Source organism: Labrenzia sp. PHM005 (assembly GCF_006517275.1).
GTDB lineage: Bacteria > Pseudomonadota > Alphaproteobacteria > Rhizobiales > Stappiaceae > Roseibium.
In genome coordinates this window covers 1,654,484-1,673,886 of the sequence record NZ_CP041191.1, presented here as the reverse complement: position 1 = coordinate 1,673,886, position 19,403 = coordinate 1,654,484, and the positions used below count along the sequence as shown (strand labels likewise).

Here is a 19,403-nt window from a genome sequence, read left to right as displayed (position 1 = left end):
ACGCGTTACGAGTCCCGTTCTTCCAGAGTAACCAAGCCGAGCCGTTTAAAGCCGGCAGCGTTGATCCGGCCCATGAGTTTCATCATGGTGCCGTAGTCCGCATCCTGATCACCGCGCACATAAATGCGCTCTTCATAGCCATTGGCGGCAATCGCCTCGAGTTTCGGGACGACTTCGTCAATCGCAATTGGCGTATCCTGGATGTATATCTCGCCAAGCGAGTTGATGGAGATGGTGATCGGCTCCGTGTCTCCCTCCAAGGCTTTCGCTCTTGTTTCGGGCAAATCGATCGGCACACCCACAGTGAGTAGCGGTGCGGCGACCATAAAAATGATCAGGAGCACCAGCATCACATCGACAAACGGGGTGACGTTGATCTCACTCATCGGCAGGCTGCGCTGCCGGCGCCGTCCGCGGCGTCCGCTTCCAGCCTGTCCAGACCCGACATGCATCGCCATAGATCAGCCCCTCTCGTCGATCTGCCGCGATAAGATCGCGGAGAATTCGTCGGCGAAGCCTTCCATCCGGGCGACCGTCCGACCGACATCGGAGGAGAATTTATTATAGGCAATAACCGCTGGAATCGCAGCCAAAAGACCAAGCGCCGTCGCAAACAGAGCTTCCGCAATCCCCGGTGCAACAACAGCAAGGTTTGTGCTTTCTGAAGCCGCGATCGCCTGGAAGGCTGTCATGATGCCCCAGACCGTGCCGAAGAGACCGATGAACGGAGCCGAGGACCCGACGGTGGCAAGGATCAGCAAACGGTTTTCCAGACGCTCCTGTTCCCGCTGAATGGTGACATCCATTACCCGGTCAATGCGCTGCTGCAGACTTCCAATGGCAGGCCGGGCGCCTTCGTGGCTGCGCTTCCATTCGCGCATGGCAGCTACAAATAGCGCTGCCATTGAATGGTTCACCCGGTTGTGCAAAGTGCCATAAAGCTCTTCTAAGGATTGCCCAGACCAGAACACGGTTTCAAACCGGTTCATTTGGCGCCTCGTCTTGCCGAACAGCATGATTTTGTCGACGATGATTGCCCAGCACCATACCGATGCTGCCAATAGCCCCAACATGACAATCTGCACCACGATGTGCGCCTGCCAGAACAAGGCATAAAAAGAAAGCTCGCCCTCAGGCGCCGCCAATGTCGTTTCGACTAGTGTTTCCATTAACTCGATGACCTCTCGGCCGCATGATGCATGTTGCATTCAGAGAACCGGTGCCCCGATTGCACCGGTCACGGGAGCGATTGCTCCTCGGGCCTACGCCTCTCTGACGTTTGATTTTGTCAAAACTGGGACTAACGGGGCGCAAATGCCCCCTTTTCTAAAGGAATCAATTAAGGTTACTGCAAGCTTAACAAGACGGCCCGGATCGTAATATTTTACCTGAACCGGTCAGAATTTGCTCTTGGTCCAACAGTTACAGAGTTTTGAAGGTCAATTCTGCTCTGAGGGCCGGTGGCGGCCGAGTTTATCAGCCAGCGGTGTTGGCAGGCGTGTTGGTTTACCTTCAGAAGAAATAACGGCAACTGTAACGGCCGCGGACACCAAAAGGTCCTCTCCTCGATAAATCAGCTGATCCAGCTTGATCCGGGCTCCTTTATAGTCGGCAAGACTGGTTCGGACCTCCAGAACATCATCGATTTTCGCAGGCTTCTGGAAATCGAGCGTCATTGTGCGGACGGCAAATGCCAGCGAAAGGCCATCGTCCCCCTCTGCCAATTCGCTATGATGAATGCCGATCAAGCGGAGAAAGTCGGACCTTGCCCGCTCAAAGAAACGGACATAGGCACCATGATAAACGATCCCGGTGAAATCGGTGTCTTCATAATAAACCCGCACCGGCAGAACATGACCACTGTCATCCAAGCGCCCCGCAAGATCCGGCCAGTTGCTCACTTTGCATACTCCTAAAATCGAAAAGGGCTTCCCGGTCCAAAAACCGGGAAGCCCAGCAGGTCTTACCTAGGTGCGGCGTTATGCAGCCGCAACCTCGCTCAGGAATTTTTCGACTGAGCCCCGCAGGCGGTCGGCCTGCTGTTTCATTTCGATGGTCGCATTCAACATGTCGCCAACCGCTTCTGAGTTTTCCGCAACACCCTGATTTAGCGACACAACAGTAGAGGCAACGCTTCGGGTTCCATCGGCAGCCTCAGCCACGTTTCTGGAAATCTCATTCGTTGCCGCCCCTTGCTGCTGAACCGCGTCGGAGATCGTTCCGGTATAAGAATTGACCTCTTCGACAGATTCAGACACGCGAGCAATCTCCTCAACCGCGTCTGTAGTGGACGCCTGAATTGCGGCGATCTGAGTCGAAATTTCTTCAGTTGCCTTGGCGGTCTGACCAGCCAAAGATTTCACCTCAGAGGCAACAACGGCAAATCCTTTGCCAGCATCCCCTGCCCGCGCCGCTTCAATCGTCGCGTTAAGCGCAAGCAGATTGGTCTGTTCTGCAATTTCGGAAATCAACGAGACAACATCGCCGATCTTGTTGGCAGCTTCCGCAAGACCAGAAATCTTGGAGTTAGAGCTCTGCGCTGCAACGGTCGTCTGTTCCACGATCGTGGCCGTCGTTTCGACCTGACGGGAAATTTCCGAAATCGATGCATTCAGCTCTTCGGTCGCAGATGCTACCGCTTGAACATTTGAAGAGGCATTTTCCGAAGACGTGACCGCAGTTTGCCCTTGATCAGCAGCCGATGAAGACCGGGTGCTCAAGGCGTCGGACAATTCTTCCACCCGGATGATGTTGGTTTCCACGAGTTCCAGAACCGATTGGGATTCGGTCCGGAAATGATTGATCAAGTCATCGATTTTTTGCTCACGCTCTGCGCGGGCGATATGACCGACTTTCCGTTCTTCAGCCAGACGTTCACGTTCAATCGAATTCTCTTTGAAAATCTCGATGCAGCGCGCCATGCGGCCGATTTCGTCCTGGCGTTCGGTCGCTTCAACACCAACATCAAGATCGCCGTCCGCAATCTTGCGGGCAGTACCTGACAAACGCTCCAACGGTGCAAACATCCGCCCGGTGATCCACCAAATCAAACCGACGACTGGCAGCAGGCACAAGATACCGGAGATAACAGCACCGTAAGTGATTCGATCCGCAGCGGCCGAAAGTTCGGTCTGGCGCACAGCATCGACCACGCCGTAAGACGTGTTGCCGTACGCGCTTTTGGCTTCGGCATAACGGTAACCTTCGCCGTGGAATTCCATGGTGAGGCCATCTTGAGCGGCACTTTCAGCCGTATGGAGCTCTTTTACCTTACCCATCTCATCAAAGCTGACGAGTTGATTCAGGGCATCAATGAGGAAGATCTGTTCGCTGTCTGCAAGGCCAGTCGGTTCGTTCAAAAGTCCAGCGAGATTTTCCATATTCGCGGAGAATGCGATCGCACCGAAGAAACGGTCGAGATAGAAGACCGGCGCAGCGAGCACGAGGGAAACCTGACCATTATCCATAGTCACAAAACCAGACGTGAAGATCTGGCCAGACTCCAAAGATTCATCCGGAATCTTTGCGAACAGGGGCTTTAAAGCCGTTTGAACCGGATGCCCGCTGATTTCTGCAGCATCATAGTGATACGCGAATTCCGGGCCCTTGTTATAGGAATAGGTGATGAAGCCGTCCGGATTTGCGAGCGCGACGTCGGAGAACAGTCCTTGAGCGATAAGCTCCTGAAAGGCCGGATGAATCACTTTGTGATTGTTCACATAGTAATTCGACTCCGATGGTTCATGCAGCAGATGGCGCTCATGTTCTGGGTGCGGATTGTCCTCAACGAACATTTTCCGAAGGATCGCAGTCTGGTTTTCCTTCAGGTTTTTCCAGCCGACCAGCGTCTTCATCAGGCCGTCTTTTGCTTCTTCCAGAGTAGAGAAGAATTTGGCGCTGTCGGTGACTTGACCCAGCGCTAGGTCCAAGACTTTCAGCTTCGCATTGGTCGCACTTTTAAGAGCACTATCAGCCTGACCATTAGCTACATCACGGGAAATCGTGGATGTAACAACAACAATAGCGACACACATCACCATTGCGCCGGCCAAAAACATCAGTGCAAGTTTTGAAGATAAACGCTTACGCATAGTTCCCCCCAGGAGTTCCTGGCAAACTAGGGGCAAAACGCCAACTAAAGGTTAACTAGTTATAATTGAGATCAGTAAAATTGCTAAAGAACTATAACATTTCACTAGGTTTCACCTAATCCGAATCCATGAAAAGCCCCATTTGCGGTCCATCTGGACGTGGCGGGGCAGCAAGGCCAAGATGCTCAAATGCATTTGGTGTGAGGATTCGCCCCCGCGGTGTGCGCTGTAAGAATCCGTTTTGAATGAGATAAGGTTCCACGATTTCTTCGATTGCATCACGCGGCTCCGAAAGCGCGGCGGCAATTGTTTCAATCCCAACAGGCCCACCACCAAAATTGACGGCGATCTGATTGAGATACCGGCGGTCAAGGCTGTCGAGCCCGGCGCTATCGACTTCCAGCTGGCGGAGCGCTTTATCTGCAAGCGTTCGGTCAACTTTTTCGACACCTTCGAACACGGCAAAGTCCCGGACACGGCGCAACAGGCGTCCAGCAATCCGGGGTGTTCCCCGGGATCGTTTGGCAATTTCATGCGCGCCGTCTTCTGCTATTCCAATGCCAAGGATCGATGCGCCACGTTTGACGATGTGTTCCAGCTCCGGGACCGTATAAAACTCCAAGCGGACTGGAATGCCAAAACGGTCACGCAGCGGCGTCGTCAATAGGCCGAGCCGGGTGGTTGCCGCCACAAGTGTGAATTTGGCCAGATCAATCTTTACGGAACGCGCCGCCGGCCCTTCACCGATGATCAGATCAAGCTGATAGTCCTCCATCGCCGGGTAGAGCACTTCTTCGACCGCCGGGTTGAGCCGGTGGATCTCATCGATGAAAAGAACATCGCGCTCTTCCAGATTTGTCAAAAGCGCGGCCAGATCGCCGGCTTTTGCAATCACGGGACCGGAGGTTGCCCTAAAATTCACCCCAAGCTCACGCGCCATAATCTGAGCAAGCGTGGTTTTGCCAAGTCCTGGAGGCCCGACAAAAAGAACGTGGTCGAGAGCTTCACCGCGCGCTTTGGCAGCGCCGATGAAGACTTTCAGATTGGCGCGGGCCTGGGCCTGGCCAACAAAATCATCCAGCGCTTGCGGGCGCATGGTGCTGTCGATTTCGTCACCCCGGATTTCCGGAGTAACGATCCGCGATTCATCCGACATGGGAGACCACCACAAACAGCATCACAAGCAAGAACAACGAATAGGCCACGCGAAGCGCATAGAACTTCTTGAACTGGCGGACGACGAATGGATCGTCGGATTCAATCCGGCGCCCTTTGATCGCAAACGGCCGGTCGCCGACAGTCAGGGAAAACCGGTGATCCAGATACATGATCCCGCCGATTCCAAGCACGACAAAGACCACCGCAATTACGGCGTAGGTAAAGGCAATCATCCTGCCAGCTCCTTCAAGCCCAAGCGGATCAAGGTTTCCGTCGTTGCATCTTCGCCAGCCGATTGCATCGCCTTGGCAACAGCCGCGCTTGCTTGCGGTTGGCCATACCCGAGATTGGTCAGGGCCGACACAGCTTCGGCCACCGGACGCGAGGCGACATTGTCCGCCACGTTTTGTGAGACGGCAATGGTTTCCTGATCAACACTGGCCAGGCTGGGCGCCTTGTCTTTCAATTCCGTCATGATGCGTTCTGCGACACGTTTACCAACACCGGGCGCGCGGGAAATCGTCGCCTTGTCGTTCAACGCAATTGCATTGGCCACTTCACTGGCTTTCAAAATTCCAAGGATCGCCAGCGCCACTTTGGCTCCCACGCCTTGAACGGTCATCAAGATCCGGAACCATTCGCGTTCCGATTCATGACCAAATCCATAAAGGCGGATCATGTCCTCACGGACGATGGTCTCGATGAACAGAACGGCGGCTTCACCAGCCCGCGGCAGGCCTTGCAAAATACGCGAGGGGCAATGAACCTGATATCCAACTCCATGAACATCCAGGATCACATGATCCTCGCCATAGCTGTCGACGGTCCCTTTGAGTTTCCCGATCATGCCGCCCCCAAAGCTGCAAGTTTGGCGGCGCTGCTCGCCCGGTGCTGCGCATGACAGATGGCAATCGCCAAGGCGTCCGCCGCATCGTCAGAATTAAAGGTCGCACGCGGCATCAAAACCTTGACCATGGCGCGGATTTGTTCCTTTTCCGCATGCCCCGTCCCGACTACTGTTTTCTTGACCAGGTTCGGTGCATACTCAGCAACGGACAACCCGGCAAGTGATGGAACTAGCAGAGCGATACCGCGTGCCTGCCCCAATTTCAGAGTGGCACCGGCATCCTTGTTGACGAAGGTGTGCTCGACGGCTGCTTCCGCTGGATCATGCTGGCGCACCACCTCGCTTAACCCGTCGTGCAACTGAACGAGCCGTTCTGCGAGACTCTTTTTATTGTCCGACGTCACAGTCCCGGAAGCGATGAAAGACAGCCGGTTTCCCGAAGCCTCAATCATGCCCCATCCGGTCCGTCGCAGGCCGGGATCAATCCCCAGCAATCGAATCGCATGTGTCATGGAACAAATCGGTAACAAAACTTGCCCATTGACGCCAGTGAAAGCGCTGCTTACCAACAAACTACTGCAATTTGCGAGACCGCATGTTCGATATCTTTGCGTCCTACTCTCCAGACTTGCTGCTTTTCCTGGCGGGCATTTTATTCATTGCCGGTTATATCCGCGGGTTCGCCGGATTTGGCGCCGGCATGATCTTCATGCCTGTCGCTGCCAGCGTCATGCTGCCATCTACTGCGGCAGCAACCTTCCTGTTCATTGACAGCATCGTTTCTCTGCCTCTGGTGAGACGCGCCATCCGCCTGTGTGACTGGTCAACGGTTCTCCCGGCCGTCTTTGGGTCGGTGATCTTTGTGCATGCAGGTGCCTGGATGCTCGCCAACATGGATGTGCTCGCGTTGCGCTGGATCATCAGCTTTGTCGTCGTCGTGATGCTGGCGCTTGTTGTTTCCGGCTGGCGGTATCAGCGACAACCGACAAGACCCGTCTCCTTTGGTGTCGGAGCGGTCTCCGGTATTCTTGGCGGTGTTTCACAAGTTTCAGCGCCGCCAGTCGCAGCCTTCTGGCTGTCCAGCAATCATAGTGCTGAGGTTATCCGGGCAAACCTTATCCTGTTTTTTCCGCTGGCAAGCATCGGCACCTTCATCGCTTACATCCTGAACGGGTTTTTCACGCTCGAAGTCGGCCGCCTACTTGTTGTCGCCGTTCCGGTCTATGGGATTTCGCTGTTTCTAGGCTCCAGAGCATTCAAAAAGGCTGATCAGCGTCTCTACCGCTGGATCGCAAATCTATTGATTGCTCTCGCTGCTCTCGCAAGTTTGCCCGCACTTGATCCGGTTTTACGGCAGTGATCAAAGCATATCAATCGCGCCAATAATTGTTGGCTTGGGCAATGGTCTGAAAATTGGTCGCAACGACTTGAGAGACATTCGTTAGACTGTCGGCGTTAAACGCATAATCAGCGCGCATTTTTTCACGCGCCGCGTCATCAGGCTGAGTTTTTTTGACCGCCATCCGCGAGAGCTTGATCGCAAGCTCATAACCATCTTCTGGCGTTTCTGTCAGCAAGGTCGGCAACCAAGACATCTGTTCTCTCCCCATTCGTGTTCACTTGATAGTTCACACTCTGGAAGCAGATGACAATCGTTTTTGGAACAGAGCATCGCCGGATGAATGGAATTTCAATCAACCTTGCGAGAGCACAGATTTCCATTTGGCACACTTAGCACCCATCAACCGGTCCAATTCCGCTGAAAACTCAGCTTCAGACGAACAGGTTTGCGCTAGAATACTAAGCGCGACAATTGCAGCGTCTGCGGCTTCCTCGCGGACATCTGCCAAGGAATGGTTCTTGTAGGTGCTGCCGGGCGCTTTGGTAACGGTCAATACAGCTTGGGCCAGTTCGCCTGACTCTTCAGACAGTTTCAACGTCCGTTCTTGCAATGATTTGCCGTCAAGCTGGGTAAGTTCATAGATTTCGCGCATTGCATTTCCCAAAAGAAAAACCCCGGCCAAGCCGGGGTTGATCAGACTGTGACTAGAGACTTCTTAGGAGGCCAGCTGTGCCATGGTCTCTTCATCGACATCGAAGTTGGTGTAGACGTTTTGAACGTCATCATCATCTTCCAGCATGTCGATCAGTTTCATCAGCGTCTGGGCCTTGTCCGCATCGACCGGTGTCAGGTTCTGCGGCTTCCAGATGATCTTGGTGGAGTCGGCTTCACCGAGCGCGTCTTCAAGCGCCTTGCCGACATCGTTCAGATCTTCGAAGGCCGTATAGATCGTGTGACCGTTTTCATCGGACTGCACGTCTTCTGCACCCGCTTCGATGGCCGCTTCCAGAACGGCATCGGCTTCGCCAGCTTCCGGCTTGTAGATGATCTCGCCAACCCGGTCGAACATGAAGGACACCGAGCCGGTTTCACCAAGTGAACCGCCACATTTTGTGAAGTAGGACCGGATGTTGGATGCGGACCGGTTGCGGTTGTCGGTCAAGGCTTCAACAACAACAGCGACACCCGCCGGACCATAACCCTCGTAACGGATCTCGTCATATGTTTCGGCATCACCAGCCTGGGACTTGTTGATCGCCCGCTGGATGTTGTCCTTCGGCATGGACTGGGCTTTGGCGTTATTGACCGCCAAACGCAGACGCGGATTGGAATCTGGATCCGGGTCGCCCATTTTTGCGGCAACGGTGATTTCCTTGGACAGTTTGGAGAACATCTTGGAGCGGACGGCATCCTGACGTCCCTTGCGGTGCATGATGTTCTTGAATTTTGAATGGCCTGCCATGGCTCTTCTCGGCTCTCAGTCGGATTGCTTATTAGAAAACTCGCCCGCTTATAGGCAAGTTGACGCTGAAAATCCAGTTCCGGAAATTGCGGAGATAGATACCTCTCAATCAGCTGTCCAGAAGGACGGCAGCACTGGCTCCAGACGCCCGCCAATTCTAAGCGGGGCAACTTTTTCCGCCAGTCCCGTGCGGTCATCGGTTTCAATCGCAACGCCGCAAATGGTGGCTGGACCCGTTGCTGGCGTAAATCTTGAGCCAGGGATCTTACGCTGGAAGCGATTGACCGGCTCTTCCTTGTCCATGCCCAGCACACTGTCATAAGCACCGCACATGCCAGCATCTGACAGGTAGGCTGTACCATTCTCCAGGATCTGATGATCCGCCGTCGGAACATGCGTATGTGTGCCAACCACGAGGCTTACCCGGCCATCGAGAAAATGGCCCATCGCCTGTTTTTCGCTGGTCGCTTCTGCATGAACATCAACGATTATGGCATCCGCCACCTGACCCAGCGGACAGTCATTGACCACCTTGTCCATCGCTGCAAACGGATCGTCGAGCGCGTCCATATAGACCCGGCCCATGACGTTGGCGACCATGACTTGGGCACCATTGCGGGCGGTATAAAGATGCGCACCACGCCCTGGAGTACCTTTCGGATAGTTCACCGGGCGCAGCAACCGGTCCTGCCGTTCGATGTAAACCAGCGTGTCGCGCTGGTCCCAAACATGGTTGCCCGTGGTGACGACATCTGCACCTGCATCCAGAACGTCCTGCAAGATCGCTTCGGTAATCCCGAACCCGGAGGCGGAATTCTCGCCATTTACAATCACGAAATCCAGCTGCTGTTCTTCCACCAGGCCCGGCAGCTGCTCAATGACCGCCGTGCGGCCAACCCGGCCGACCAAATCCCCCAGAAAAAGAATACGCATAAAACCTCGCAGAACGCCTACTTCAAATCCGGCACCGGTTTACCGGAAGGATCTGTATCCGTCTTCCGTTAAAATGCCTGCCAAAGCTTTGTCATGTCCTTCGGCCGGGACAAGGTCAACTTCTTGAACGCCAAAAGCAAGGCCAATGCACACCACCGGCCCGGTCTTCTCCAACGCAGCAATCGCAGTATCGTAATGGCCTTTTCCGTAACCGATCCGGTTGCCATGCTTGTCAAAACCAGCCAGCGGCATCAAGAGAACGTCAGGCCGCAGCTCTTCAGCTTCAGAACCTGGCGCCATAGTGCCGAACCCAGCCGGCTCCATTTCAGCGCCACGTTCCAGTCTCCTGAACTTCAGGTGCGGCTCGGCGACTACGGGCAGACACAAGGGATGGCCCGCCTGACGTAATTGATCCATCAGCGGACGTGGGTCAATTTCATCCCGGATTGGCCAAAATCCTGCAACCACAGCACCAGGGGGTATCGGCAGGCCGGAACCATGCTCAGCAAGCGCCAGGCTTTTTTCGATCCGATCAACTTCCGGCATGGCCTTACGGCGTGCAAGAGCCTCTTTTCGGAGCTGATCTTTTTCGTGAGCGAGGGAAGTCTGGGTCGTCATCGGTGTCTTATGTCATGTGTTTTTGCGTGACCCGGCTTGAGGCAGTGTCCTCAAGCAGCGTAGCCGCCCGACCGTTGGATCTGCAATCCCGGAGAACCTACAAAGTAGGTGGGCGCCGTATGCAACGGACCACGGCCCAGCGCAGGGACAGCTCCCTAAGGAATGCGTAAGGCCCCGGGGATAAATATCCTGACAAATCGGGCAGCCACGATTACCGCATATAGAGACAACGCCGCGCAATTACCAGAGCGGCATATTCTTGTTCCCAAACGAAACGGGGACATGTTTAAAAGCCGCCGTCAATCAGAATTGCTGCGCAGGCTTTTGTTCAGGCCCTCAGCAAGGCTTTCAATCCGTGCCGCGGCTGTATTCACCGCCCTGGAAAGATCTTCCTCGTGCTGGCTCATGTTGTTGACGGCCGCCGCTTCTTGGTCTTTTGCCGCAGCCAGTTCCTGTTCCAGGCGCGTCACCTTCCGCTCCAGCTCGGAAAGCTGATCGGTTGCCATGATCCCGGCCATGACCGTGAGGCGTTGATCGCCGATCTCACCAAATGCCGACTTCAGTTCTCCGATCCAGCCATCGAAACGGGCCGCAAGGCCTTCCAGGCGCTGCTCTTCACCATCGTCGCAAGCCATCCGGAACGACTTGCCATTTATGGTCACGCTTATCTGGGCCAAGTGCCATCAGCCTCCGTGTGCATCCAAAACACTGCGGATCGTTTCCATCGCTGTAACCAGACGGCGGGATACATCCTTGTTTGCCTCTTCCAGACGAGAAGCCTTCGCCTCACTCTCATCCAAAGTGGCAGCCAATTGGGACCGGTCTTCACCCATCCGTTGCAAATCATCTTGCAAAGAATTGAGAGAGCGATCCGAATCCAAACGGCGTTGAACCGCAGTTTCCAGTTGACCTAAGGCATTTTCAAGGCGCTTTACGGCATCGGCCAGGCTGGTCTTTTCCATGCAATCGACATCCGCCATATAAAGCGTTACCCCAATTCCCCATCGTGGCGGCTGAACCCAGCCCCTTAAAGAGACCAACATTCAGCATAGCTATTTCGCACAAAAAATGATGTGCCCGCAAACAACTTGCGGGTTTCACGCTTTCCTTGGCAACCTGACAAATCAAAAAAGGTAAATCTGTTACCGGATGCCGAGATTAGGTGCAGCATATTCTTTCCGTCAATGGGACCATTGTTAATTTCCTCAATTCAATAACCCCTGAATGCGGAATTTATTCCCTCACAACCCTGTCAGCGCTTTATTGACTCGCTGCCGGTTCCTGATATTTGTCTGGCGCCTGATCGAAACTGACGACAGTTATCTTTTTAAAGCAACGCACCACACCATTCTCCGCGCCGGACGGTCCACGCTGGCGCCAGGAGCACTAACGCAAGCGACGGGACAAAGATGAGCGATCTTGAAAAACACCAGCGCATGGCAAATGCAATCCGCTTTCTTGCCATTGATGCCGTTGAAAAGGCCAAATCCGGACACCCGGGACTGCCAATGGGCGCGGCCGATATCGCCACAGTCCTGTTCACTGAATTTCTGAAATTCGATCCGACCGCCCCGAACTGGGCCGACCGCGACCGTTTTGTCCTGTCCGCCGGTCACGGATCCATGCTGCTTTATAGCCTGCTTTACCTGCTCGGCTATGAAGACTTCCCGATCGAAGAGTTGCAGAACTTCCGCCAGCTGGGCGCAAAAACTGCCGGCCACCCGGAATACGGCCACGGCGCCGGCATCGAAACAACCACCGGCCCGCTGGGTCAGGGCCTCGGCAACGCAGTCGGCATGGCAATCGCAGAGCGCCTCCAAGAAGAGCGTTTCGGCAAAGACCTCGTCAATCACTTCACCTATGTTCTTGCGGGCGACGGCTGCCTCATGGAAGGCATCAGCCAGGAAGCCTTGTCGATGGCAGGCCACTTGAAGCTAAACAAGCTAATCGTGATCTGGGACGACAACGGTATCTCCATTGATGGCGCTGTTAGCATCACCGACTCGACCAATCAGATTGCCCGTTTCGAAGCTTCCGGCTGGAACACCATCAGCATCGATGGTCACGACCCCGATGCCATTGCCTCTGCAATCCGCCAGGCGCAGGAAAGCGACAAGCCGACCATGATCGCGGCCAAAACCACCATCGGGTTTGGCGCTCCGACAAAGGCCGGCACAGCAAAGGTTCACGGCGCCCCCCTCGGCGCAGAAGAGATCACCGGCACCCGCGATGCGCTGAACTGGCCGCATGAGCCGTTCGAAGTTCCGAGCGACATTCTCGATGCCTGGCGCATCGCTGGCCTGCGCTCCGCACAGGCTCATAAAGACTGGCAGAAGCGCTTCAATGATGCGGATGCAGAACAGCGTGCCGAATTTGACCGCCGGAACCGAGGCGATCTGCCGTCAGGCCTGAAACAGGCTGTTCTGGATTACAAAAAACAACTTTCCGAAGACCTGCCGACGATGGCAACCCGTAAGGCTTCGGAAGCGGTTCTGGGTGTCTTGAACGAAGTCATCCCGGAAACCATCGGTGGCTCCGCCGACCTGACCGGTTCCAACAACACCAAGACAGCCCAGACCTTGCCGGTGACTCCGGACGATTTCTCCGGCCGCTATATTCACTACGGCATTCGCGAACACGGCATGGCAGCTGCCATGAACGGTATGGCATTGCACGGCGGGCTCATCCCTTATTCCGGAGGCTTCCTGATCTTCTCTGATTACTGCCGTCCGTCTATCCGCCTTGCTGCCCTGATGAACCAGCGTGTCATTCATGTGATGACCCACGATTCTATCGGTCTTGGCGAAGATGGCCCAACCCACCAGCCGGTCGAACATTTTGCAGCGCTGCGCGCGATCCCGAACTTGACCTTCTTCCGCCCGGCAGATGTCACCGAGACTCTCGAGTGCTGGCAGCTGTCGCTGGAAAGCAAGGATGCCCCGTCTGTTCTGGCTCTCACCCGCCAGAACCTTCCGGCCCAGCGCAAATCCTACGAAGAGAAGAACCTATGTGCCAATGGCGCCTATGTTCTGATCGAAAGTGAAGACGATGCCGCGGTCACAATCTTTGCGTCTGGGTCTGAAGTTGAAATCGCAGTCGAAGCCCACAAAGAATTGATCGAAGCAGGTATTGCGGCACGTGTCGTGTCTGTACCGAGCTTTGAACTGTTCGAGGCCCAGTCCGCTGACTACCAGGATGCCGTCATCGGTTCCAGCCCGGTAAAGATCGCTGTCGAGGCGGGTATCCGTATGGGATGGGACCGCTTCATTGGCAATGACGGCCATTTTGTCGGCATGACCGGGTTTGGCGCCAGCGCGCCATATAAAGAACTCTACGAGCACTTCGGCATCACCAAGGATGCTGTTGTTGCCGCAGCAAAAGAAAAACTCGGCGCTTAACTCATCGAATTTCCCGGCGGCATCGTGTCCTACGATTTCCGCCGGGTTTTGGACTATTATTTTTTAACTAAATCGATTAAATGCAGTAGCCTTTTTATCGCGCCAGGCCTCCCCTGGCGCCACAATGCGGGAGAAAAGTATGGTAACGAAGGTAGCAATCAACGGTTTCGGCCGCATCGGCCGCAATGTCCTGCGTGCCATCGTCGAATCCGGACGCACCGACATTGAAGTTGTCGGCATCAACGACCTCGGCCCGGTTGAAACCAATGCACACCTGCTGCGTTACGATTCGGTACACGGCAAGTTTCCGGCAACCGTTTCCGTCGAGGGAGAAACAATTTCCATCGATGGTGGCACGCCGATCAAAGTAACCGCGATCCGCGACCCGAAAGAACTGCCGTGGGGCGAACTCGGTGTTGACGTTGCCATGGAGTGCACCGGCATCTTCAACAGCAAAGAAAAAGCTTCTGCGCATCTGGATGCAGGCGCCAAGCGGGTTCTGGTTTCCGCACCGGCGGCCGGCGCTGACAAAACTATCGTTTACGGCGTCAACCACGACACGCTGACTGCAGAAGACTTTGTTGTTTCCAACGCGTCCTGCACCACCAACTGCCTGTCCCCGGTCGCCAAGGTCCTTAATGATGCAGTTGGCATCGACAAGGGCATGATGACCACGATCCACTCCTACACGGGCGATCAGCCGACACTGGACACCATGCACAAGGATCTGTACCGCGGCCGTGCGGCAGCCATGTCCATGATCCCGACGTCAACTGGCGCCGCGAAAGCTGTTGGCCTGGTGCTGCCGGACCTGAACGGTAAACTGGACGGGTTCGCGATGCGCGTGCCAACCCCGAACGTGTCCGTCGTTGATTTGAAGTTTATCGCCAAGCGCGAAACCACCGTTGAGGAAATCAACGCTGCGATCAAGGCAGCTGCGGACGGAGCTCTCAAAGGCGTTCTCGGCTACACTGAAGCCAAGAACGTTTCGATCGACTTCAACCACGATCCGCATTCTTCCATCTTCCACATGGATCAGACCAAGGTCATGGAAGGCACGATGGTTTCCGTCCTGTCCTGGTATGACAACGAGTGGGGCTTCTCCAACCGCATGGCCGACACCGCCATTGCTATGGCAAAGCTGATCTAAATGATGATAGGGATGGACACCCATCCTTCATGAACGACAGGCGGATGCGGCACACCTGCATCCGCCTTTCATTTGTCTGCAACAGCTTTAGGGGGCACGTTTGCTCGAGCTTTTTACCGTCATTTCCCTGACCATCGTGGTCGCCATTGTTCCAGGCCCGGATTTCGCCGTGGTTCTCCGCAACGCCCTGATCGGCGGCCGGCTTGCCGGCATCATGACCGCACTTGGGATTGGCCTAGCCCTTGGGGTCCATGTCACCTACGCGCTTGCCGGCATCGGTTTGATCGTGTCGCAGTCGATTTTCCTATTTAATGCGCTCAAGCTCATTGGCGCGGCCTATCTGATTTTCCTTGGCGTGACCATGTACCGGACGGCATCCCGGGAAATGCCGGCTGACAGCAATCTTGCAGGCATGCCGCCGCTCAAGGCGTTGCGCTGGGGCTTTTTCACCAATGTGACCAATCCCAAAGCCACAATGTTCGCGCTCAGTGTCTTCCTGCAGGTGACCTCCCCTGAGACCCCACTTTGGACCCAGATCGGCTATGGCGTGATCATGGCGAGCGGCGTGTTCCTTTGGTTTGTGCTCGTCACCTTCTTTTTCACGCTTCCACCGGTACGCCAGCAGTTCACCCGCGCGAAACTTTGGATGGAACGCTCTTTCGGCATCCTGTTGACCCTGTTCGGGATCGGTATTGCTGTCACCACCAATACGTCTCGCCCCTAACCAATTAGGTGGAAACCATGGCTTTCAAAACACTCGACGACATCTCCGACCTGACCGGGAAACGCGCGCTTGTCCGCGTTGATCTGAACGTTCCTATGGACGGCGGCAAGGTCACCGACACCACTCGTATTGAACGGGTTCTTCCAACGATCAAAGAGCTCTCCGACAAGGGTGCCAAGGTCATTCTACTAGCGCATTTCGGCCGCCCAAAAGGCGAAAAAGTCGACAGCATGTCCCTGGCACCCGTAACCCAAGCGGTATCCAATCTGCTTGGAAAAACAGTCGGGTTTGCCAACGACTGTATTGGCACAGCTGCTGCTGGAGCCGTGGCTGTCATGCAGAACGGCCAAGTCCTCTTGATGGAAAACACCCGCTTCCACAAGGGCGAAGAGAAAAACGATCCGAAGTTCGCAAAAGCGCTTGCGGCCAATGGCGACATCTTTGTCAATGATGCGTTTTCGGCCGCCCACCGCGCTCATGGCTCCACCGAGGGCATTGCCCGCTTGCTGCCCGCCTATGCTGGCCGGACCATGCAAGCAGAGTTGGAAGCCCTTGGCTCAGCGCTTGGCGAACCGGAGCGCCCCGTGCTAGCCGTTGTCGGCGGCGCTAAAGTGTCTTCCAAGATCGATCTTCTGGAAAATCTTGTCTCCAAGGTCGACATGCTTGTGATCGGTGGCGGCATGGCCAACACGTTCCTGGCAGCCAAAGGCGTCGATGTCGGCAAATCTTTGTGTGAGCATGATCTGGCGGATACAGCCAAGAAAATTATGGCTGCTGCAGACACCGCAAATTGCGAGATCGTCCTGCCGGCTGATGCGGTGGTTGCGAAAGAATTCAAAGCTGGCGCTGACAACGACACCGTTGGTCTGGACGCAATCCCGTCCGATGGCATGATCCTGGATGTTGGCGCAGCTTCCATTGACGTCGTAAAAACCAAAATCGATGCTGCCAAGACCCTTGTCTGGAACGGCCCGCTCGGCGCCTTTGAAATCGCACCTTTCGACATTGCCACTGTGGCCGCAGCCAAACATGCTGCCGACAACACCAAAGCTGGCAAGCTCAACTCCGTTGCCGGCGGCGGAGACACGGTGGCCGCCCTGAACCATGCAGGCGCAGCGGGAGACTTCTCTTATGTTTCCACCGCAGGCGGTGCGTTCCTGGAGTGGCTGGAAGGCAAGGAGTTGCCGGGGGTCAAGGCGCTGGAGAGCTGATTTTCAGCACCGCGGGAGGTGAAAATGCAACGTGCTTTCACAAACATCCTGACAGATGAGGTCGCGGTTACCGCGGCCTTTTATCAAGAGCTCTTGGGTTTGACGGCAAAGTTCTCTTCTGACTGGTTTATGAATCTCGAAGATCCGGACCAATCCGGGCTAGAGCTCGGAATTCTCCTGAAAGACCATGAGATCGTGCCGAAGACAGTCCGGCATCGCCCTTTAGGCATCATCCTTACCTTTGTCGTCGACGATTGCGACGCGGTCTACAACAGAGCGCGCAGGCTGGGTGCCGACATCATCGAAGCGCCGCGTGATATGCCGTATGGACAGCGCCGGATGCTTTTGAGCGATCCTGCAGGCACCACAGTTGATGTGAGTTCGCTCATCCGGACAGACACCTGATTGAACGGCGGACACCCAAATTAATTCGCCCAGCAAATTAATTACAACTTAGAAGAAAACCGCTGACGCCTTGAATTTAAATTGATTTAAGGATGCTCTGCCCTCTTTCCCTCTGCGGGAAACTTGGTAGAACCACCAGAGATTGACGCACCGCAACACCCGGAACGTGAAATAGCTGTTTGATCGGCGCTATCACGATACCGGATCTTGGGAGATATAAATGGCTCGCATTACCCTCCGCCAGCTGCTTGATCACGCTGCCGAACACGATTACGGCGTACCGGCTTTCAACATCAACAACATGGAACAGGCGCTCGCCATTATGGCTGCAGCCGACCAGACCGATTCGCCGGTGATCATTCAGGCCTCCCGCGGAGCCCGTGCCTACGCCCATGACGTCATGCTCAAGCACATGATGGATGCGGTGATCGAGATTTATCCGCACATTCCGGTTTGCGTTCACCTGGACCACGGCAACGCGGCCCAGACCTGCATGACCGCGATCCAGGCCGGTTTCACTTCTGTGATGATGGACGGTTCCCTCGAAGCAGACGGCAAAACCCCGGCGTCCTGGGACTATAATGTTGGTATCACGAAAACTGTGACCGACATGGCCCACCTTGGTGGCATCTCCGTTGAAGGCGAACTTGGTGTTCTTGGTTCTCTGGAAACCGGCATGGGCGACAAGGAAGACGGCCACGGCGCGGAAGGCAAGCTGACCGAAGAGCAGCTTCTGACCGATCCGGAAGAAGCGGTAAAATTCGTCAAGGAAACCAAGGTTGATGCGTTGGCCATCGCCATGGGCACCTCTCACGGCGCTTACAAGTTCACCCGCAAACCGGACGGCGACATTCTGGCCATGCACGTGATCGAAGAGATCCACCGCCGCCTGCCGGAAACCCACCTGGTCATGCACGGCTCCTCGTCAGTGCCGCAGGATCTTCAGGACATCATCAACCAGTACGGCGGGGAAATGCCGCAGACTTGGGGTGTTCCGGTCGAAGAAATCCAGCGCGGCATCAAGAACGGTGTGCGCAAGGTCAACATCGACACCGACAACCGGATGGCCATGACCGGTCAGATCCGCAAGATCCTTCAGGAAAACCCGGGTGAATTCGATCCGCGCAAGTACCTGAAGCCGGCCCGCGAAGCTATGCAGAAGCTGTGTGTGGCACGCTTGGAAGCCTTCAACACGGCTGGACAGGCGTCAAAAATCAAAAAAATCACCACGCTATCGGATATGGCCGCCCGCTATCAGGATGGCAGCCTGGATCCAAAAATCGCCTAAATTAGATCTCAGCCTGCTTGCAGTTCAGATCAATTTCTTGAAAGAGGGGCCTTGCGTCCCTCTTTCGCCGTCTTTAGGGACAACAAACGGCATCCGGCCGCCGCCCTGACTGCACTTCAACAGGATTCGTATTCGTGAACCGACCCCGCCTTTTTCTTGTGACGCCCCCAGTGTTTGATCCAGCCACATTGGCCGATCAGCTCAAACAGGCATTTTCCGGCGGTGATATCGCGTGTGTCCTGATCTATATGCCGGACGCTTCCACCAAGGATATCCAGGCGGCTGCCGAAGCCCTGGTACCAGTTATCCAGGGCGGCGGCGCTGCTGCGCTTGTTTATGGTGATACGCAAGCCGCCGGCCGCAGCGGCGCTGATGGGGTGCACATCGATACGTCTCTTGAAGACGTCAAACTCGCGGTCGAGAGTTTTCAGCCAGATCGGGTCGTTGGCACCGGCGGCACCAAGACCAAACACGATGCAATGGAATGGGCCGAATCCGGTGTTGATTACCTGTTCTTTGGCAAGTTGGACTTGGAAGAAAAAGACACCGCCCATGCCAAAACCATGACCGGTGCAAGCTGGTGGGCGGAATTGTTTGAAACGCCCTGCGTGGCATTGGCTGGCAATACAATCGAAACCCTCAAAGAGGTCGCAGCAACCGGGGCGGATTTCGTTGCACTCAAAGATGCAGTCTGGACGTCAGCAGACATCGCCAAGACAGTCACCGATGCCAATCAGATATTGGAAGCTCATCCGTTCCCGGAGGTTGAGTGACAG

General features: G+C 55.2%; 23 protein-coding genes and 1 other RNA gene. 8 read left to right on the top strand and 16 right to left on the bottom strand.

The annotated features are described in order from the left end of the window. Positions 1 to 5: 5 nt before the first annotated feature. From tolR to ruvC, 8 genes are all read right to left on the bottom strand, one after another. The gene (gene tolR / locus FJ695_RS07655; protein ID WP_141184878.1) at positions 6 to 458 is read right to left on the bottom strand and encodes a protein TolR; all 453 of its coding nucleotides are present in this window, start codon (positions 456 to 458) and stop codon (positions 6 to 8) included. Positions 459 to 461: 3 nt separating this feature from the next. Further along, positions 462 to 1,169, bottom strand: coding sequence for a protein TolQ (gene tolQ, locus FJ695_RS07650; protein WP_141184877.1), 708 nt, complete (start codon positions 1,167 to 1,169; stop codon positions 462 to 464). A 270-nt stretch (positions 1,170 to 1,439) separates the two neighbouring features. Beyond that, a complete protein-coding gene (gene ybgC / locus FJ695_RS07645; protein ID WP_141184876.1) occupies positions 1,440 to 1,901 on the bottom strand; it encodes a tol-pal system-associated acyl-CoA thioesterase in 462 nt (153 codons plus the stop codon). A 78-nt stretch (positions 1,902 to 1,979) separates the two neighbouring features. Beyond that, positions 1,980 to 4,091: a methyl-accepting chemotaxis protein gene (locus tag FJ695_RS07640; protein ID WP_209010962.1), complete on the bottom strand. Its 2,112-nt coding sequence runs from the start codon at positions 4,089 to 4,091 to the stop codon at positions 1,980 to 1,982. Between the two features lie 115 nt (positions 4,092 to 4,206). Then, entirely contained in the window at positions 4,207 to 5,247 is a 1,041-nt protein-coding gene (gene ruvB, locus FJ695_RS07635; RefSeq protein WP_141184875.1) for a Holliday junction branch migration DNA helicase RuvB, read from the bottom strand. Further along, complete coding sequence (locus tag FJ695_RS07630; protein ID WP_141184874.1) at positions 5,237 to 5,482, bottom strand: endonuclease; 246 nt, start codon at positions 5,480 to 5,482, stop codon at positions 5,237 to 5,239. Before FJ695_RS07630 ends, ruvB begins: the two co-directional genes overlap by 11 nt. Beyond that, complete coding sequence (gene ruvA / locus FJ695_RS07625; RefSeq protein WP_141184873.1) at positions 5,479 to 6,096, bottom strand: Holliday junction branch migration protein RuvA; 618 nt, start codon at positions 6,094 to 6,096, stop codon at positions 5,479 to 5,481. The genes FJ695_RS07630 and ruvA overlap by 4 nt, the downstream gene beginning before the upstream one ends. Beyond that, entirely contained in the window at positions 6,093 to 6,608 is a 516-nt protein-coding gene (gene ruvC, locus FJ695_RS07620) for a crossover junction endodeoxyribonuclease RuvC (protein WP_141184872.1), read from the bottom strand. The genes ruvA and ruvC overlap by 4 nt, the downstream gene beginning before the upstream one ends. An 83-nt stretch (positions 6,609 to 6,691) precedes the next feature. Between ruvC and FJ695_RS07615 the strand changes: the two genes are divergently transcribed. Further along, entirely contained in the window at positions 6,692 to 7,456 is a 765-nt protein-coding gene (locus tag FJ695_RS07615) for a sulfite exporter TauE/SafE family protein (RefSeq protein WP_141184871.1), read from the top strand. Between the two features lie 10 nt (positions 7,457 to 7,466). Here FJ695_RS07615 and FJ695_RS07610 read toward each other — a convergent pair whose 3' ends face one another. From FJ695_RS07610 to FJ695_RS07575, 8 genes are all read right to left on the bottom strand, one after another. Further along, on the bottom strand, positions 7,467 to 7,691 hold the full coding sequence (locus FJ695_RS07610; RefSeq protein WP_141184870.1) for a hexameric tyrosine-coordinated heme protein: 225 nt from the start codon (positions 7,689 to 7,691) through the stop codon (positions 7,467 to 7,469). 99 nt (positions 7,692 to 7,790) lie between these two features. Then, positions 7,791 to 8,090: a MazG-like family protein gene (locus FJ695_RS07605; protein WP_141184869.1), complete on the bottom strand. Its 300-nt coding sequence runs from the start codon at positions 8,088 to 8,090 to the stop codon at positions 7,791 to 7,793. Between the two features lie 63 nt (positions 8,091 to 8,153). Continuing rightward, complete coding sequence (locus FJ695_RS07600) at positions 8,154 to 8,900, bottom strand: YebC/PmpR family DNA-binding transcriptional regulator (protein ID WP_141184868.1); 747 nt, start codon at positions 8,898 to 8,900, stop codon at positions 8,154 to 8,156. 105 nt (positions 8,901 to 9,005) lie between these two features. Continuing rightward, positions 9,006 to 9,833 (bottom strand): TIGR00282 family metallophosphoesterase, encoded by an 828-nt coding sequence (locus tag FJ695_RS07595; RefSeq protein WP_141184867.1) that lies wholly within the window; start codon positions 9,831 to 9,833, stop codon positions 9,006 to 9,008. Between the two features lie 39 nt (positions 9,834 to 9,872). Further along, on the bottom strand, positions 9,873 to 10,451 hold the full coding sequence (locus tag FJ695_RS07590; protein ID WP_141184866.1) for a 5-formyltetrahydrofolate cyclo-ligase: 579 nt from the start codon (positions 10,449 to 10,451) through the stop codon (positions 9,873 to 9,875). Positions 10,452 to 10,507: 56 nt separating this feature from the next. Further along, positions 10,508 to 10,662, bottom strand: a non-coding RNA gene (ssrS, locus tag FJ695_RS07585) — 6S RNA. 88 nt (positions 10,663 to 10,750) lie between these two features. After that, positions 10,751 to 11,128: a cell division protein ZapA gene (locus FJ695_RS07580; RefSeq protein ID WP_141184865.1), complete on the bottom strand. Its 378-nt coding sequence runs from the start codon at positions 11,126 to 11,128 to the stop codon at positions 10,751 to 10,753. A gap of 6 nt (positions 11,129 to 11,134) precedes the next feature. Beyond that, complete coding sequence (locus FJ695_RS07575; RefSeq protein ID WP_168206290.1) at positions 11,135 to 11,413, bottom strand: DUF4164 domain-containing protein; 279 nt, start codon at positions 11,411 to 11,413, stop codon at positions 11,135 to 11,137. Between the two features lie 447 nt (positions 11,414 to 11,860). On the opposite strand from FJ695_RS07575, the gene tkt reads away from it, so the two are divergent. The 7 genes from tkt to FJ695_RS07540 all read left to right on the top strand — a co-directional run bounded on the left by tkt (position 11,861) and on the right by FJ695_RS07540 (position 19,400). Continuing rightward, positions 11,861 to 13,849, top strand: coding sequence for a transketolase (tkt, locus tag FJ695_RS07570; RefSeq protein WP_141184863.1), 1,989 nt, complete (start codon positions 11,861 to 11,863; stop codon positions 13,847 to 13,849). Positions 13,850 to 13,988: 139 nt separating this feature from the next. Further along, positions 13,989 to 14,999, top strand: coding sequence for a type I glyceraldehyde-3-phosphate dehydrogenase (gap, locus tag FJ695_RS07565; protein ID WP_141184862.1), 1,011 nt, complete (start codon positions 13,989 to 13,991; stop codon positions 14,997 to 14,999). Positions 15,000 to 15,099: 100 nt separating this feature from the next. Then, positions 15,100 to 15,723, top strand: coding sequence for a LysE family translocator (locus FJ695_RS07560; RefSeq protein WP_141184861.1), 624 nt, complete (start codon positions 15,100 to 15,102; stop codon positions 15,721 to 15,723). A 17-nt stretch (positions 15,724 to 15,740) separates the two neighbouring features. Then, positions 15,741 to 16,934 carry a phosphoglycerate kinase gene (gene pgk / locus FJ695_RS07555; protein WP_141184860.1) on the top strand — a complete coding sequence of 398 codons (1,194 nt, stop codon included), beginning with the start codon at positions 15,741 to 15,743 and terminating at the stop codon, positions 16,932 to 16,934. 24 nt (positions 16,935 to 16,958) lie between these two features. Then, a complete protein-coding gene (locus FJ695_RS07550) occupies positions 16,959 to 17,339 on the top strand; it encodes a VOC family protein (protein ID WP_141184859.1) in 381 nt (126 codons plus the stop codon). A 220-nt stretch (positions 17,340 to 17,559) separates the two neighbouring features. Then, entirely contained in the window at positions 17,560 to 18,627 is a 1,068-nt protein-coding gene (gene fba / locus FJ695_RS07545; RefSeq protein WP_141184858.1) for a class II fructose-bisphosphate aldolase, read from the top strand. A 134-nt stretch (positions 18,628 to 18,761) separates the two neighbouring features. Continuing rightward, positions 18,762 to 19,400: a thiamine phosphate synthase gene (locus FJ695_RS07540; RefSeq protein ID WP_141184857.1), complete on the top strand. Its 639-nt coding sequence runs from the start codon at positions 18,762 to 18,764 to the stop codon at positions 19,398 to 19,400. Positions 19,401 to 19,403 lie beyond the last annotated feature (3 nt).

What these genes read in the sequence shown, in the direction of transcription:
- tolQ (WP_141184877.1), bottom strand. Translation starts at nt 1,169, where the DNA reads ATGGAAACACTAGTCGAAACGACATTGGCGGCGCCTGAGGGCGAGCTT.
- FJ695_RS07610 (WP_141184870.1), bottom strand. Translation starts at nt 7,691, where the DNA reads ATGTCTTGGTTGCCGACCTTGCTGACAGAAACGCCAGAAGATGGTTAT.
- FJ695_RS07615 (WP_141184871.1), top strand. Translation starts at nt 6,692, where the DNA reads ATGTTCGATATCTTTGCGTCCTACTCTCCAGACTTGCTGCTTTTCCTG.
- tolR (WP_141184878.1), bottom strand. Translation starts at nt 458, where the DNA reads ATGGCGATGCATGTCGGGTCTGGACAGGCTGGAAGCGGACGCCGCGGA.
- ruvC (WP_141184872.1), bottom strand. Translation starts at nt 6,608, where the DNA reads ATGACACATGCGATTCGATTGCTGGGGATTGATCCCGGCCTGCGACGG.
- FJ695_RS07550 (WP_141184859.1), top strand. Translation starts at nt 16,959, where the DNA reads ATGCAACGTGCTTTCACAAACATCCTGACAGATGAGGTCGCGGTTACC.
- FJ695_RS07590 (WP_141184866.1), bottom strand. Translation starts at nt 10,451, where the DNA reads ATGACGACCCAGACTTCCCTCGCTCACGAAAAAGATCAGCTCCGAAAA.
- FJ695_RS07575 (WP_168206290.1), bottom strand. Translation starts at nt 11,413, where the DNA reads ATGGAAAAGACCAGCCTGGCCGATGCCGTAAAGCGCCTTGAAAATGCC.
- FJ695_RS07630 (WP_141184874.1), bottom strand. Translation starts at nt 5,482, where the DNA reads ATGATTGCCTTTACCTACGCCGTAATTGCGGTGGTCTTTGTCGTGCTT.
- fba (WP_141184858.1), top strand. Translation starts at nt 17,560, where the DNA reads ATGGCTCGCATTACCCTCCGCCAGCTGCTTGATCACGCTGCCGAACAC.
- FJ695_RS07605 (WP_141184869.1), bottom strand. Translation starts at nt 8,090, where the DNA reads ATGCGCGAAATCTATGAACTTACCCAGCTTGACGGCAAATCATTGCAA.
- gap (WP_141184862.1), top strand. Translation starts at nt 13,989, where the DNA reads ATGGTAACGAAGGTAGCAATCAACGGTTTCGGCCGCATCGGCCGCAAT.
- pgk (WP_141184860.1), top strand. Translation starts at nt 15,741, where the DNA reads ATGGCTTTCAAAACACTCGACGACATCTCCGACCTGACCGGGAAACGC.
- ruvB (WP_141184875.1), bottom strand. Translation starts at nt 5,247, where the DNA reads ATGTCGGATGAATCGCGGATCGTTACTCCGGAAATCCGGGGTGACGAA.
- ruvA (WP_141184873.1), bottom strand. Translation starts at nt 6,096, where the DNA reads ATGATCGGGAAACTCAAAGGGACCGTCGACAGCTATGGCGAGGATCAT.
- tkt (WP_141184863.1), top strand. Translation starts at nt 11,861, where the DNA reads ATGAGCGATCTTGAAAAACACCAGCGCATGGCAAATGCAATCCGCTTT.
- FJ695_RS07600 (WP_141184868.1), bottom strand. Translation starts at nt 8,900, where the DNA reads ATGGCAGGCCATTCAAAATTCAAGAACATCATGCACCGCAAGGGACGT.
- FJ695_RS07595 (WP_141184867.1), bottom strand. Translation starts at nt 9,833, where the DNA reads ATGCGTATTCTTTTTCTGGGGGATTTGGTCGGCCGGGTTGGCCGCACG.
- FJ695_RS07640 (WP_209010962.1), bottom strand. Translation starts at nt 4,091, where the DNA reads ATGCGTAAGCGTTTATCTTCAAAACTTGCACTGATGTTTTTGGCCGGC.